Source organism: Enterobacter sp. BRE11 (assembly GCF_031844285.1).
GTDB lineage: Bacteria > Pseudomonadota > Gammaproteobacteria > Enterobacterales > Enterobacteriaceae > Pantoea.
Genome location: NZ_JAUZUX010000010.1, coordinates 1 through 14457 on the forward strand (window position 1 = coordinate 1; position 14457 = coordinate 14457).

Below are 14457 nucleotides of genomic sequence, written 5' to 3' on the forward strand. Positions count from 1 at the left end.
GGCGTCAACTTACTTTATCGCTCACAGGAGTTATTGTGTCCGAACCCTGTCCTTGCTGCAGCGGGAAGCAGTATAGCTTATGTTGCGCGCCCTTTCTGTCTGGCGAACAACTGCCTGAGTCGGCTGAACAGTTAATGCGCTCGCGCTATACCGCCTATGCCATGCAAAACAGCGACTGGCTGGTCGCCAGCTGGCATCCCGACCAGCGTCTGCCCGATATGGCGCAGCGATTATCCGAAAGTTTCGCCGGTACCGAGTGGCTAAGCCTGAATGTAACCTGTTGTAATCATGGAAGCCATGATAATGAAGCTTTCGTCACCTTTTTTGCGCGATACCGCGAAAATTCGCAGATAAGCGCAATCCATGAGCGTTCTCGCTTTCTTCGCGAGGACCACCGCTGGTACTATGTCGATGGAACAGCGCCCGCCGTAGGGCGCAACGATCGCTGTCCTTGTGGCGCCGATAAAAAATACAAGAAATGTTGCGGCTGAACAGCATACGGCCCAACGGTTTTACCCAATCGCTTTGACAGGACTCTGATCGAGATGCAAGCGCAAACACTGCAACGAAAAGTTTTACGTACCATTTGCCCTGACGCGAAAGGTCTGATCGCTAAAATCACCAATATTTGCTACAAGCACGAGCTGAATATCGTGCAAAACAATGAATTCGTTGATCATCGTACCGGTCGCTTTTTCATGCGCACCGAACTCGAAGGCATTTTCAACGATAATACGCTGCTGGCAGATTTAGACAGCGCGCTTCCCGCTGGATCGACGCGCGAGCTGAACAGCGCTGGCCGCCGTCGCGTGGTGGTGCTGGTCACCAAAGAGGCGCACTGCCTGGGCGATCTGCTGATGAAGAGCGCGTTCGGCGGGCTGGATATGGAAATTGCCGCGGTTATCGGCAACCATGACACGCTGCGTTCGCTGGTTGAGCGTTTTGATATTCCTTTCGTGCTGGTCAGCCATGAAGGGCTTTCGCGTGAAGAGCACGACAACCTGATGGCGGACGAAATCGACCGCTACCAGCCTGATTACGTGGTGTTGGCGAAATATATGCGCGTGCTGACGCCAGCCTTTGTGCAGCGCTATCCGAACCAAATCATCAATATCCACCACTCGTTCCTGCCGGCGTTTATCGGCGCGCGTCCTTATCATCAGGCCTACGAGCGCGGCGTAAAGATCATCGGCGCAACGGCGCACTACGTGAACGATAATCTGGACGAAGGTCCGATCATCATGCAGGACGTGATCAACGTCGATCACAGCTATACGGCCGAAGAGATGATGCGTGCTGGACGCGACGTAGAGAAGAACGTGTTAAGCCGCGCGCTCTATAAAGTGCTGGGGCAGCGCGTATTTGTTTACGGCAACCGTACGATTATTCTTTAAGCGCACCGGGCGCTGAATTGTTTGTGAATTCAGCGCCACGGGCAAAAAGTGGGCAAACGGTTCACATTTTTTAGCTGGGTGCTTTACAGGCTGACCGCATTTGATATGATGCGCCCCGCTTTAAGGCACAATGATTCAGGCCAGTGGTGGGATTCCCGAGCGGCCAAAGGGAGCAGACTGTAAATCTGCCGTCACAGACTTCGAAGGTTCGAATCCTTCTTCCACCACCATCTGAATCGTTTCTCTGCCTTACCGGTCATTATCAGCATTTCCCAGGTGGGATTCCCGAGCGGCCAAAGGGAGCAGACTGTAAATCTGCCGTCACAGACTTCGAAGGTTCGAATCCTTCTCCCACCACCATCCTTGCATCATCTCCCGTATTAAACGCACTCTCCTGATTCTCCCGACACCTCGGGGAGAAGGATGAGAAGCTTCGACCGAAGGTTCGGGTCGAGCGTAGCGAGACAACGCGCCCCTCCCCATGACTTTTTGCTAAAAAATCGCTACCATCCGGCGCAACATTCTCAGCACACTGGTCTACGCCATGAAATTTGTTTCATTCAACATCAACGGGTTGCGCGCCCGCCCCCATCAGCTCGAAGCGCTTGTCGAGCAGCATCAGCCTGACGTTATCGGCCTGCAGGAAACCAAAGTCCATGACGATATGTTTCCGCTCGAAGAGGTGGCGAAGCTCGGCTACAACGTCTTTTATCACGGGCAGAAAGGCCACTATGGCGTCGCCTTGATGACCAAAGCGCAGCCCGTTTCGGTACGTCGCGGCTTTCCCGGCGACGATGAGGAAGCGCAGCGCCGTCTGATTATGGCGGAGATCCCGAGCCCGATAGGCGATATCACGGTGATCAACGGCTATTTCCCGCAGGGTGAGAGCCGCGACCATCCGGTCAAATTCCCGGCGAAAGAGAAGTTCTATCGCGATCTGCAAAGCTATCTTGAGCAGAGCCTGCTGGCGGATAAGCCCGTGCTGATTATGGGCGACATGAATATCAGCTGCACCGATCTCGATATCGGCATCGGCGAAGAGAGCCGCAAACGCTGGCTACGCACCGGCAAATGCTCTTTCCTGCCGGAAGAGCGCGAATGGATGGCGCGTCTGCTGAAATGGGGACTGGTGGATACCTTCCGCGAAAAAAATCCTGAGGTAAGCGATCGTTTCTCATGGTTCGACTACCGCTCAAAGGGGTTCGACGACAATCGCGGGCTGCGCATCGATCTGCTGCTGGCCAGCCAGCCGCTGGCCGCCCGCTGCGTGGAGACGGGAATCGATTACGACATCCGCAGCATGGAAAAACCGTCTGACCACGCGCCGGTCTGGTCGACTTTCGCGTTCTGATGCGACGGCGTGGCCAGACGCCACGCTATTTACTTTACGATTTTCCAGATCAGCGGATTGGTGCCAAGCACCTTTTCGTCTCGGGCGCACTGCAGCAGCACCCCTTCCGATTTCACCACCGCGCCCTCGCTGTAGCTGCGGTTCTCGAAAATACAGCACTGCTGACAGCTGGGCGCGCTGCTCTGATTTTGCGTCCAGACTTCAGGCGGCATATCGACCACCACATCCGCATTGCCGCCCGCGCTGTACTCCTGCTGATACCCGTGCGAGGGGCTGGCGGCGGCAGCGCCGCTTACCAGCGCCGCGATAAAGCATAAACCTGCGCCATAACGCATTATTCGCTCTCCTTCACTTTTCGTTTCGCCGTCCGTTTGGGACGTTTCTTCTGCCCTGAAGCGGGCAGTCCGCGAAAGGCCATCGCGCTGGGCTGCTGGCGCGCCTGATGGATCAGCTCCGTCAGCGTGCCGACCAGCGGCTGCATAAATTCCTCATAGCGGCACGCCTTTTCGCTGATGCGCGTCAGGGTCGACTCCCATTGCGCCGTCATATCGGGCCGTGCCGCCAGTTCCGGCAGCGAGTGGATCAATGCCCGTCCCGCAGGCGTCGCGTTGATATAACGTCCGTTTTTCACCAGAAAAGATCGTCGGAACAGCAGCTCGATAATCCCGGCGCGCGTGGCCTCCGTCCCTAAACCATCGGTCGCGCGCAGCACTTTCTTTAATTCTTTATCCTGCACAAAACGGGCAATGCCGGTCATGGCGGAGAGCAGCGTCGCATCGGTGAAGGGGCGCGGCGGCTGCGTCTGTTTCGCCAGCACCTCGCCCCGCTCGCACAGCAGTTCGTCATCCTTCGCGACCACCGGCAGCGGCGTACCGTCGTTTTCCTCGTCGCGCTCTTTGCTGCCCAGCAGCGCGCGCCAGCCCGCTTCGGCAAGAAAACGCGCTTTGGCGACGAACTTGCCGCCCGCGATATCCAGCTCGATAACGCATTTGCGGAAGATGGCGTCGGGACAGAACTGCATCAGATACTGACGGGCAATCAGCGCGTAAACGTTCTGCTCGTTCTCCGTCAGCCGTACCGTGCTGGCGCGTGCGGTAGGAATAATGGCGTGGTGCGCGTCCACTTTTTTATCATCCCAGCAGCGGTTACGGCGATCGGCGCTGAAGTCATCCGGAGGCGTCATGGCGCCCGCGTGCGTCTGAATCGCCTTCAGCACCGCATGGCGGCCGGCGAAATGCTCTTCCGGCAGATAGCGGCAGTCGGAACGTGGATAGGTAATCAGCTTATGGGTTTCGTAGAGCTTCTGACAGGTGTCCAGCACCGTTTGCGCGCTCAGTCCGTAGCGTTTCGCCGCCTCGATTTGCAGGCTGGAGAGCGAGAAAGGCAGCGGCGCGCCCTCGCCTTCGCGCTTATCGTTGTAGCTGGTGACCAACGCAGGCTGACCCGCAATGCGGGCGACGACGTGATCCGCCAGTGCACGATGCAGCAGCCGCCCCTCTTCATCCTGCCAGGGTTCGCAGGCATCGCTGGGCACCCAGTTAGCGACGAAGCGCTGCTGGTCCGGCGTAACAATATGGGCTTTGACTTCAAAATAATCTTTGGGAACAAAGTTTTCGATCTCTTCGTCGCGGCGCACCACCAGACCCAGTACCGGCGTCTGCACCCGCCCCACCGACAGCACGCCGTCGTAGCCCGCGTTGCGCCCCAGCAGCGTCCAGGCACGCGTCATATTAATGCCGTAGAGCCAGTCGGCGCGCGCGCGCGCCAGCGCCGAGACGCAGAGCGGAATAAATTCGCGGTTTTCACGCAGGCGGCTGACTGCCCGCTGCACCGCCTGCGGGTTCAGGTCGTTGATCAGGCAGCGCTGAACGCGGCTGCGTTTTTCCGCCGGCAGCTGTAGATAGTCGAGCACTTCATCCACCAGCAGCTGACCTTCGCGATCCGGGTCACCCGCATGCACCACTTCGCTGGCCTGCTTCAGCAGCTTTTCAATGACTTTAAGCTGCTTCGCCACCGAGGGACGCGGCTGCAGCTGCCATTTTTGCGGGATGATCGGCAGGTCGGCCAGCGACCAGCGCGCGTAGCGGCTGTCATAACTGTCCGGCTGCGCCTGCTCCAGCAGGTGGCCGACGCACCAGGTGACAACCTGATCGTCGCCGCAGGCGATAAAGCCTTCTCCGCGACGATGAGGCTGGGGCAACACATCGGCAATGGCGCGGCCCAGGCTCGGTTTTTCCGCAATAAACAAACGCATGAGTCAGCAAGATCCTTTACTTCAGGGTATGAGGGCCATTTGGCTAACGCGACAGAGGCGCAGCGCTATCTTAGACGTTTCCTGATAAGGAGGTAAGCGCTGGCGGGTCACTTCTGGATCGGTCGCGCAGGATCCGCGCAACCCGCTACGCTGCACGGAAAAAGAAACGGCGTCGGCTAGAAATAGCTGACGAAAGGCGCGGTATCGGGATGAACCACGGTGGTGCTTGATTTTAGCTGCGGCGTGCCGAGATAGAGAAAACCGACGATGGCATCCTGTTCACGGCAGTTAAAGGCGCTGCGCACGCGTGCGTTATCGGTCCAGGGGCCGCTGCGCCAGATGCCGTTGAAGCCTTGCGCGACCGCCGCCATCTGCATCGCCATCACCGCGCAGCCCGCCGATACCACCTGCTCCCAGCGCGGCACTTTGGGATGATCTTCGCAGTGGGCTATCGCCGTAATGATCATCGGCGCGCGGAACGGCGAGCGCGCTGCTTTGTCGATCGCCTTCTCCTCCAGCTGCGCCTCGCGCGCCGCCTCTTCCAGCAGCGCGCTCAGCCGATCGCGCCCGTCATTCTCAACGATAACGAAGCGCCACGGCTGCAGCGACTTATGATCCGGCGCGCGCATTCCGGCGCGGATAATGTTCTGCAGGCTTTCACCAGCAGGCGCGGGCTCAGTCAGCCGCGAGGCCGATCGACGATTAATCAGTAATTCAAGTGCATCCATGATTTTCTCCTGATGAGATAACGCGTTGGCTAATCCTGGCACAGCCTGATCTTTTGTAACAGTCCGCCGCGATTTCCTGCTGACATTTTCCACGCTGCTCTTTAGGATGAGGACGTCATGGAAGGCGGAGCCGCGCGGCGACCGCTTTCCGCTAGCGAAAATGGAGAGTCTGATGCGCACATTGTGGCGAATTATTGCCGGTCTGTTCCGATGGACATGGCGAGTGCTGAATTTTATCAGGGAGTTTATTCTCAATCTGTTCCTGATCTTTTTAATCCTGGTCGGCGTCGGTATCTGGCTGCAGGTCAGCGGTTCCGGTAGCGGCTCGACGCCGGTGCAGCAAGGTGCGTTGAAAGTCGACCTCACCGGCGTGCTGGTGGATAAACCCTCGGTCAGCAACAGGCTGAGCAAACTGGGTCGTCAGCTGCTGGGCGCAAGCAGCGATCGCCTGCAGGAGAACTCGCTGTTTGACGTAGTGGACGCCATCCGTCAGGCCAAAAGCGACAAAAACATCACCGGCATGGTGCTTGATCTGCGCGATTTCGCCGGCGGCGATCAGCCTTCTCTGCAATACGTTGGCAAAGCGCTGCGCGAATTCCGCGACAGCGGCAAGCCCATTTTTGCGCTGGGCGACAGCTATAGCCAGGCGCAGTACTACCTCGCCAGCTACGCCAGCAAAATCTATCTCTCGCCACAGGGCACGGTCGATCTGCACGGCTTCGCCACCAACGGCCTCTACTATAAGACGCTGCTGGATAAGCTGAAGGTTAACTCCCACGTCTTCCGCGTCGGCACTTACAAGTCCGCGGTCGAACCTTTCCTGCGCGACGATATGTCGCAGGCGGCGCGTGACGCCGACAGCCGCTGGATCGGTCAGCTGTGGCAGAACTACCTGAATACCGTAGCGGGCAACCGACAGATTACGCCGGATCAGCTGTTCCCCGGCGCGGCGGCGGTGATCGCCGGTCTTGAGGCGGTCAACGGCGATACCGCCAAATATGCGCTCAACAACAAGCTGGTGGATGTGCTGGACAGCCGTGCGGCGGCCGACCAGGAGCTGGTGAAAACCTTCGGCTGGGATAAAGCCAGCAACGACTATCACAGCGTCAGCATCTATGACTACAACGTGAAACAGCCAACCCAGCAGGATGGCAATATTGCGGTGGTGATGGCGAGCGGCGCGATTATGGACGGCGAGGAGACCCCCGGCAATGTCGGCGGCGACACCACTGCCGCGCAAATCCGTGATGCGCGCCTCGATCCTAAAATCAAGGCGATTATCCTGCGCGTCAACAGCCCTGGCGGCAGCGTTACGGCGTCCGAAGCGATCCGTGAAGAGCTGGCGGCGGCGCATGCGGCCGGTAAGCCCGTCGTGGTGTCTATGGGCGGCATGGCGGCCTCAGGCGGCTACTGGATCTCAACGCCGGCGGACTACATTGTCGCCAGCCCGAGCACTCTGACCGGCTCTATCGGCATTTTCGGCGTCATCAATACGCTGGAGAACAGTCTGGATAGCATCGGCGTGCATACGGACGGCGTCGCCACCTCGCCGCTGGCGGACGTCGCCTCCACCAAAGCGCTGCCGAACGAAGTGCAGCAGCTAATGCAGCTGACGATTGAAAACGGCTACCGCAACTTTGTCGGTCTGGTCGCCGCTTCGCGCCATAAAACGCCGGAGCAAATCGATGCGATTGCGCAGGGTCACGTCTGGACCGGCAGCGATGCCAAAGCCAACGGCCTGGTCGATGCGCTGGGTGACTTTGACGATGCGGTGAAGAAAGCGGGCGAACTGGCGAAGGTGGCGAAGCCGCAGCTCGCCTGGTATCAGGATCAGCCGGGCATGTTTGATATGCTGCTCAACCAGGTCAATGCCTCAGCGCAGGCGGTGCTGCCGACCACGCTGAAAGCCTTCCTGCCCGCGCCGATGCTCGACGTAATGAGCGCGATGAAACAGCAGCCCGGCCTGCTGAATAACCTCAACGATCCGCAAAATCGCTATGCGTTCTGCCTGAACTGCGGCGAAGTGCGATGAAGCTCGCAGCCCGGTCCTTGACCGGGCTGCTTTTCCCCCGCTTTCCCCTTATACTGCGCGTTTTACGGCAAGTCTGAGTTTCTGATGCAAAAGAAAAACATCTATGTCGCCTATACCGGCGGCACCATCGGCATGCAGCGCTCCGCGCAGGGCTACATCCCGGTTTCAGGTCACCTGCAGCAACAGCTGGCGAATATGCCGGAGTTCCACCGCCCTGAGATGCCGGATTTCACCATCCATGAATACGATCCGCTGATCGACTCCTCCGATATGACGCCCGAAGACTGGCAGGCGATCGCGGAGGATATTCGACAAAATTATGATCGCTACGATGGATTTGTTATCCTACATGGAACCGATACCATGGCGTTCACCGCTTCGGCGCTCTCGTTTATGCTGGAGAACCTGGCGAAGCCCGTGATCGTGACCGGCTCGCAGATCCCACTGGCGGAGCTGCGCTCCGACGGCCAGCAAAACCTGCTGAACGCGCTCTATGTGGCGGCGAACTACCCCGTGAATGAAGTCTCGCTGTTTTTCAACAACCAGCTCTATCGCGGCAATCGCACTACAAAAGCGCATGCGGACGGCTTTAACGCGTTTGCCTCGCCGAACCTTTCCGCCCTGCTGGAAGCCGGCATCCATATCCGTCGGCTGAATACGCCGCCCGCGCCGCAGGGCCAGGGTCCGCTGAAGGTGCATACCATTACGCCGCAGCCTATCGGCGTCGTCACCATCTACCCAGGCATCTCGGCGGATGTGGTGCGCAACTTTTTACGCCAGCCGGTAAAAGCGCTGATCCTGCGCTCTTATGGCGTCGGCAACGCGCCGCAGAACGCCGAGTTTCTTGCCGAGCTGCAGCAGGCGAGCGAGCGCGGCATTGTGGTGGTTAACCTGACCCAGTGTATTTCCGGCAAGGTGAACATGGGCGGCTACGCCACCGGCAATGCCCTTGAGCATGCCGGTGTGATAAGCGGATTTGATTTAACGGTGGAAGCCGCGCTAACCAAGCTCCACTTTTTACTGAGTCAGTCGCTCTCCTGCGATGAGATCCGCGCCAGGATGCAGCAAAATTTGCGCGGTGAACTGACCGAAGACTAATTACGGAGCCACCTGTTATGAAGCAGGCCCTCATTATCATCGATATTCAAAACGATTTTTGTCCGGGCGGCCCGATGGCCGTGCATGAAGGCGACATGACCGTGCCGGTCGCCAACCGCTATGCGCGCGAATTCCGCGCACGCGGCGAGTGCGTGCTGGCGCTGCAGGACTGGCACCCGGCCAACCACGGCAGCTTCGCTTCGGTATCCGGTGAGCCGGTCTACACGCTGGGCGAACTCAACGGGCTGGCGCAGATCTGGTGGCCGGATCACGGCATTCAGGGTTCCGCCGGTGCCGAACTTCATCCCGACCTCGATCGCAGCCTGATCGACGCGGTATTCCATAAGGGACAGGATGTCGACGTTGACAGCTACAGCGCCTTTTTCGACAACGGCCATCGGCGCAAAACCGAGCTGGACAGCTGGCTGCAGGCGCGCGCCATTACCCATCTGGTGATGCTGGGGATCGCCACGGATTACTGCGTGAAGTACAGCGTGCTGGACGCGCTGGAGCTGGGCTATCAGGTGACGGTGGTAAAAGAAGGCTGTCGTGGCGTCAATCTCAGCCCGGAAGACAGCGATATCGCGTTCGCCCAGATGAAGGCGCAGGGCGCGGTGCTGGTTTAGCGGAATAGCTTAAGGCCGACGCAATGTCGGCCTGATATTCAGTGCAGGTTGATGCGCGTAATCTCCGCGTCGATGCCGAACTCTTCTTTCAGCTCCCGCTTCGATTTCGTCACCATTTCGCCGCCCTTGCCGATGGTCATATGCTGTGGCGCCGCGTTATGGCGCGCCTGATAGAGCATCACCAGCTGAAGGCAGTTGTCGCGCTGCTCCTGCGACAGCGCCACGCCGTCCGGCCATTTACCAGTTTCCACCGCCGTTGCCAGCCGCTCGTAGACCTCAGGCGTCATGGCGTCGACCATCGCCTCAAGCTGTTGTTTCATTCATCACCCCTGCTGTTCGTCGCCCTGCTCGTCGGTAAAGCTCAGCGACGCCGAGTTAACGCAGTAGCGCTCGCCGGTTGGCTGTGGGCCGTCCGGGAAAACGTGTCCCAGATGGGCGTCGCAGTTATTGCAGCGAATTTCGATCCGATGCATGCCGTGCGAGTCATCCTCCAGATAGCGAATCGCGTCGTCGCCTACCGGCTGATAAAAACTCGGCCAGCCGCAGCCAGAGTCATACTTCGTTTCCGAGAGAAACAGCGGCGCGTTGCAGACCAGGCAGTGATAGATGCCTTCCTGTTTATTGTGCAGAAGCGCGCCGCTAAATGGCGGCTCTGTGCCGCGCTGCTGGGTCACATAGCGCTGCATTTCAGATAATTGCGCAATTTTTGCTTCAGGTGCGGTTTCTTTAGCCATTTGAGTGATTCCGGAGAGTGTCATTCTGAAAAAATCGTCTACTATTCTAACAAACGAATAACATTGCCGGGGCTTTTTTCGTGCTTAGCGACCCGACTTCCCTTTCACAGCTTAGATTTGTGACCTCGATCACCTTTTGCAAACGCTATCCCTTTATATTCAGCAATCGGGTTTCGGCATCACCTCAGCAAGCTTGTTGCGCAAGCGGTTGCGCAACAAATTATTCCTGTTGAACGGATTGACCTGTCGCAACTATTGACACGATTCCGCTTGACGCCTGGTAAGGTTTTTGTAATTTTACAGCCAACCTTTTATTCACTAACAAATAGCTGGTGGAATATATGACTATCAAAGTAGGTATCAACGGTTTTGGTCGTATCGGCCGTATCGTTTTCCGTGCTGCTCAGCAGCGTTCTGACATCGAAATCGTTGCGATCAACGACCTGTTAGACGCGGACTACATGGCATACATGCTGAAGTACGACTCAACGCACGGCCGCTTCGACGGTACCGTTGAAGTACAGGACGGTGCGCTGATTGTTAACGGCAAAAAAATCCGCGTTACCTCTGAGAGAGACCCGGCTAACCTGAAGTGGGACGAAGCAGGCGTTGACGTTGTTGCTGAAGCGACCGGCATCTTCCTGACCGACGAAACCGCCCGTAAACACATCACTGCCGGCGCGAAAAAAGTCGTGCTGACCGGTCCGTCTAAAGACGACACCCCGATGTTCGTTCGCGGCGCTAACTTTGACAAATATGCTGGCCAGGACATCGTTTCTAACGCTTCCTGCACCACCAACTGCCTGGCACCGCTGGCAAAAGTCATCAATGACAAATTCGGCATCGTCGAAGGTCTGATGACCACTGTTCACGCCACCACCGCTACCCAGAAAACCGTTGACGGCCCGTCTCACAAAGACTGGCGCGGCGGCCGCGGCGCTTCTCAGAACATCATCCCGTCTTCTACTGGCGCAGCGAAAGCCGTGGGCAAAGTCCTGCCAGAGCTGAACGGTAAACTGACTGGTATGGCGTTCCGCGTACCAACCCCGAACGTGTCAGTGGTTGACCTGACCGTCCGTCTGGAAAAAGCGGCCTCTTACAAAGAAATCTGTGAAGCGATCAAAGCTGCTGCAGAAGGCGAAATGAAAGACGTGCTGGGCTACGTTGAAGATGACGTGGTTTCTACCGACTTCAACGGCGAAGTGCTGACGTCTGTATTCGACGCCAAAGCGGGTATCGCGCTGAACGACAACTTTGTGAAACTGGTTTCCTGGTACGACAACGAAACCGGCTACTCAAACAAAGTTCTCGACCTGATCGCGCTGGTTGCTAAATAAGCAGACCGGTCACGACAGACAACAAGGGCGACTTCGGTCGCCCTTTTTTTTCGTAGCAACAGGAAGGATTCGGTTATGCAAGATAAAATTTTCTCGCTGCCCGTGGTGAAGCAGATCTCCCCTTACCTCTCGCAGCGTCAGCTGGGCGATCTGCCGGTGATTGTGGTGAGCCATCCTCAGGTACGTGCTGCGATTACCCTTCAGGGCGCGCATCTTATCGCCTGGCAGCCGAGCGGAGAAAAGCCGGTTATCTGGCTGAGCGAAAAGTCGCTTTTCGCCTCTGGCAAAGCCATACGCGGTGGCGTGCCCATCTGCTGGCCGTGGTTTGGACCGGAAGGCGAACCGGCGCACGGTTTTGCCCGTAATCAACCCTGGACGCTGTCGGCGCACGATGAGAACGAAGAGAGCGTCATGCTGACCTTCGTGCTGGAGAGTACGGCGCAGACGAAAAAATTATGGCCGCATGACTTTACCCTGTTCGCCCGTTTTCGCCTCGGCAAGCACTGTGAAATCGAGCTGGAAGCGCACGGCGACTTTACCGCGACCGGCGCGCTGCACAGCTACTTTCAGGTGGCTGATATTGCTGGCGTCGAGGTCAGCGGGCTGGGTTCGCACTTTATCGACAAGGTCGACAACAACAGCGAGCAGACCTCAAGCGGCAAACAGACCTATCCGGGCCGTATTGACCGCGTCTTTACCCAGCCGGAAGATTGCGCGCTGATTCAGGATAAACAGGGACAGCGCGTCATTGAGGTCTATCACCATCATCACAGCGACGTGGTGACCTGGAACCCTGGCGTTGAGCTGTCATGCAGCATGGCGGATATGGCCAACGACGGCTATAAAACCATGGTGTGCGTGGAGACGGCGCGCATTTCCAAACCGATGCACAGCGCAGGCGAAAAACCGGCGCGGCTGGCGACCACCTTCCGTCTGCGGCAGAAAGCCTAAAAGAGGTCAGGCGGCGGCCTGATGTATGAGCTGGGCGACACGGATCGCAGGGCAAAACGTCCCGCGCTGGAAGCATGAGCGTCTGGTTATCGCTCCGCGTCGCTCACCACCGCGCTGCGCCAGCAGAACGACTGCTGGCGTAGCTTACCTTTTAAACGATATCCAGTGCCATCTTGTGCCGGGGCGGCGGAAACGCTTTATTAATACGCGCCAGCTCATCGTCGCTCAGGCGAATGTGCAGCGCCGCGGCGTTCTCTTTCACGTGCGCCTGCGAACTCGCCTTGGGGATTGCCATTACGCCCTCTTTACGGATCACCCACGCCAGCAGCAGCTGCGCGACGCTAATGCCCTTCTGTTGTGCAATCTCCACCAGCGTGGCGTCGGAAAAGAGCGCCTGTCGCAGCCTTCCGGCCTGCGCCAGCGGGCAATAGGCCATGACCGGCATCTGATGCTGCTGGCAGGCAGGCAGTAGATCGAACTCGATGCCGCGCGACGCGAGATGATACAGCACCTGATTGGTGGCGCAGCCTGTACCGCCTGGTTCTGCCAGCAACTCCTGCAGATCGTCGACGTCAAAATTAGAAACGCCCCAGCGCAGGATTTTGCCCTGCTGCTGAAGAGTTTCCATTGCGCGAATGGTCTCTTCAAGCGGGACGTTGCCGCGCCAGTGCAGCAGATAGAGATCCAGTCGGTCGGTGCCGAGCCGCCGCAGGCTGCGCTCGCAGGCGTCGACCATATCCGCTTCTCCCGCGTTCCACGGATAGACCTTGGAGACGAGAAACGCGCTGTCGCGTCGCCCGCGCAGCGCCTCGCCGACCACTATTTCCGCGCCGCCTTCCGCATACATCTCGGCGGTGTCAATCAGCGTCAGGCCCACATCGAGTCCTGCCTGTAGCGCGGCGACCTCTTCACTGCGACGCGCGGCCTCTTCGCCCATGTACCAGGTGCCCTGACCTATCGCGGGTAGTTGCGTGTGGTCATCAAAAGCGATCGCTTTGTCCATCCGTTTGCTCCTGCATCAAATCAGGGCACCCTTTTGGTGCCTGGTTAACAATTTGCCCCGCGACGGTGCCGATCAGAAGCTGTAGCTAATGCCGCTCCAGAGCGTGGTCTGACCGCTCTTATCGATCATCGGGCTGTCTTTGATCTCGCTATCGAAACGGGTGTAGCGCCCAACCAGGCTGGCGTTCCACTGCGGCGTGATCTGATAGCTGGCGCTCAGCTCGACGTAGGGAGACCAGCTGTCGTCTGGCTGATAGCGGCTAATGCCGGTGCGGGCAGACTCGTGACTGGAAACGCCATAGTAATAGCGGTTCTGATTGGCGCTGGTCCACATCGCGCCGACACCCGGCGTCAGGCTGAAGCTGCCAAAGTTGAAACGATAAAGGTAGGTCAGGTCCCAGATAATGCCGTTACTGTTGTTGAGCACATCACCCAGCAGCGCCGTGCGTGCGCAGGATGCCCCATTGCGCCATGTGATTGTAGGTGGCGCCGCCCATGAGCGTCATACGGCGCTTATCGAGGCCTTTCATGTCGCCAAGGTCGTTGTCGCCCGGATCGTACTGCTGCGGCGACCCGAGCAGGGTCAGAGAGAGCTGATTTTGCGGATCTTTCCACAGGTAATACCCACCCTGCAGGGTATGGAACCAGAAGTTATCGCCTTCGTAATTAATGACGGGAACCGGCAAATAACGATCCTGTCCGCCACGATAGGGAGACTGCGCGTAAATCACTGATGCGCCAGCCGACAGGGACTCGGCCGCAGCGGTATGAGCAAAAAAAAGAGCACAAATAATCGCGCCGGGCGCGTTAAGTTTGAATTGGTTCACAATTTATTTCTTCCATAAATATAAAAATCACCAGGAAGTTTAACGATTTTTGCTCGCCGGTTTAACCATTATCTGAGGTGCTCTTTAACAGAGCGGCTGAAAGCGGCACATCTGCCGGATTCT

At 57.9% G+C, this 14457-nt stretch carries 14 protein-coding genes, 2 tRNA genes and 1 pseudogene; 10 read left to right on the forward strand and 7 right to left on the reverse strand.

Going from position 1 to position 14457, the window contains the following annotated elements:
* Nucleotides 1–35: 35 nt before the first annotated feature.
* The 5 genes from Q9R34_RS11735 to xthA all read left to right on the forward strand — a co-directional run bounded on the left by Q9R34_RS11735 (nucleotide 36) and on the right by xthA (nucleotide 2745).
* On the forward strand, nucleotides 36–491 hold the full coding sequence (locus tag Q9R34_RS11735) for a YchJ family protein (protein WP_434123227.1): 456 nt from the start codon (nucleotides 36–38) through the stop codon (nucleotides 489–491).
* 54 nt (nucleotides 492–545) lie between these two features.
* The gene (gene purU / locus Q9R34_RS11740) at nucleotides 546–1394 is read left to right on the forward strand and encodes a formyltetrahydrofolate deformylase (protein ID WP_434123226.1); all 849 of its coding nucleotides are present in this window, start codon (nucleotides 546–548) and stop codon (nucleotides 1392–1394) included.
* A gap of 145 nt (nucleotides 1395–1539) precedes the next feature.
* A tRNA-Tyr gene (locus tag Q9R34_RS11745) sits at nucleotides 1540–1624 on the forward strand.
* A 45-nt stretch (nucleotides 1625–1669) separates the two neighbouring features.
* Nucleotides 1670–1754, forward strand: a tRNA-Tyr gene (locus tag Q9R34_RS11750).
* A gap of 184 nt (nucleotides 1755–1938) precedes the next feature.
* Nucleotides 1939–2745, forward strand: coding sequence for an exodeoxyribonuclease III (xthA, locus tag Q9R34_RS11755; protein ID WP_434123225.1), 807 nt, complete (start codon nucleotides 1939–1941; stop codon nucleotides 2743–2745).
* Between the two features lie 29 nt (nucleotides 2746–2774).
* Here xthA and Q9R34_RS11760 read toward each other — a convergent pair whose 3' ends face one another.
* The 3 genes from Q9R34_RS11760 to Q9R34_RS11770 all read right to left on the reverse strand — a co-directional run bounded on the left by Q9R34_RS11760 (nucleotide 2775) and on the right by Q9R34_RS11770 (nucleotide 5727).
* Nucleotides 2775–3080: a YnjH family protein gene (locus Q9R34_RS11760; protein WP_485893888.1), complete on the reverse strand. Its 306-nt coding sequence runs from the start codon at nucleotides 3078–3080 to the stop codon at nucleotides 2775–2777.
* Entirely contained in the window at nucleotides 3080–4999 is a 1920-nt protein-coding gene (locus tag Q9R34_RS11765; RefSeq protein ID WP_434123223.1) for a DNA topoisomerase III, read from the reverse strand. The genes Q9R34_RS11760 and Q9R34_RS11765 overlap by 1 nt, the downstream gene beginning before the upstream one ends.
* A 176-nt stretch (nucleotides 5000–5175) precedes the next feature.
* Nucleotides 5176–5727, reverse strand: coding sequence for an NAD(P)H nitroreductase (locus tag Q9R34_RS11770; protein ID WP_434123222.1), 552 nt, complete (start codon nucleotides 5725–5727; stop codon nucleotides 5176–5178).
* 172 nt (nucleotides 5728–5899) lie between these two features.
* On the opposite strand from Q9R34_RS11770, the gene sppA reads away from it, so the two are divergent.
* From sppA to pncA, 3 genes are all read left to right on the forward strand, one after another.
* On the forward strand, nucleotides 5900–7759 hold the full coding sequence (gene sppA / locus Q9R34_RS11775; RefSeq protein ID WP_434123221.1) for a signal peptide peptidase SppA: 1860 nt from the start codon (nucleotides 5900–5902) through the stop codon (nucleotides 7757–7759).
* Between the two features lie 84 nt (nucleotides 7760–7843).
* The gene (gene ansA / locus Q9R34_RS11780; RefSeq protein ID WP_033791185.1) at nucleotides 7844–8857 is read left to right on the forward strand and encodes an asparaginase; all 1014 of its coding nucleotides are present in this window, start codon (nucleotides 7844–7846) and stop codon (nucleotides 8855–8857) included.
* A 17-nt stretch (nucleotides 8858–8874) separates the two neighbouring features.
* Nucleotides 8875–9483 (forward strand): bifunctional nicotinamidase/pyrazinamidase, encoded by a 609-nt coding sequence (gene pncA / locus Q9R34_RS11785; protein ID WP_485893892.1) that lies wholly within the window; start codon nucleotides 8875–8877, stop codon nucleotides 9481–9483.
* A gap of 38 nt (nucleotides 9484–9521) precedes the next feature.
* Here pncA and Q9R34_RS11790 read toward each other — a convergent pair whose 3' ends face one another.
* Nucleotides 9522–9803, reverse strand: coding sequence for a YeaC family protein (locus Q9R34_RS11790; protein ID WP_485893894.1), 282 nt, complete (start codon nucleotides 9801–9803; stop codon nucleotides 9522–9524).
* 3 nt (nucleotides 9804–9806) lie between these two features.
* Nucleotides 9807–10217 (reverse strand): peptide-methionine (R)-S-oxide reductase MsrB, encoded by a 411-nt coding sequence (msrB, locus tag Q9R34_RS11795; protein ID WP_033746681.1) that lies wholly within the window; start codon nucleotides 10215–10217, stop codon nucleotides 9807–9809.
* A 341-nt stretch (nucleotides 10218–10558) separates the two neighbouring features.
* Here msrB and gapA point away from each other — a divergent pair, with 341 nt between their 5' ends.
* Both gapA and Q9R34_RS11805 read left to right on the forward strand, forming a co-directional pair.
* Entirely contained in the window at nucleotides 10559–11554 is a 996-nt protein-coding gene (gene gapA, locus Q9R34_RS11800) for a glyceraldehyde-3-phosphate dehydrogenase (RefSeq protein WP_434123218.1), read from the forward strand.
* Between the two features lie 75 nt (nucleotides 11555–11629).
* Entirely contained in the window at nucleotides 11630–12505 is an 876-nt protein-coding gene (locus Q9R34_RS11805; protein ID WP_434123217.1) for a D-hexose-6-phosphate mutarotase, read from the forward strand.
* Between the two features lie 151 nt (nucleotides 12506–12656).
* On the opposite strand, the gene Q9R34_RS11810 is transcribed toward Q9R34_RS11805, so the two are convergent.
* Nucleotides 12657–13508 (reverse strand): aldo/keto reductase, encoded by an 852-nt coding sequence (locus tag Q9R34_RS11810; protein WP_485893897.1) that lies wholly within the window; start codon nucleotides 13506–13508, stop codon nucleotides 12657–12659.
* A 72-nt stretch (nucleotides 13509–13580) separates the two neighbouring features.
* Nucleotides 13581–14334 (reverse strand): annotated as a pseudogene (locus Q9R34_RS11815) (MipA/OmpV family protein).
* Nucleotides 14335–14457: the final 123 nt, after the last annotated feature.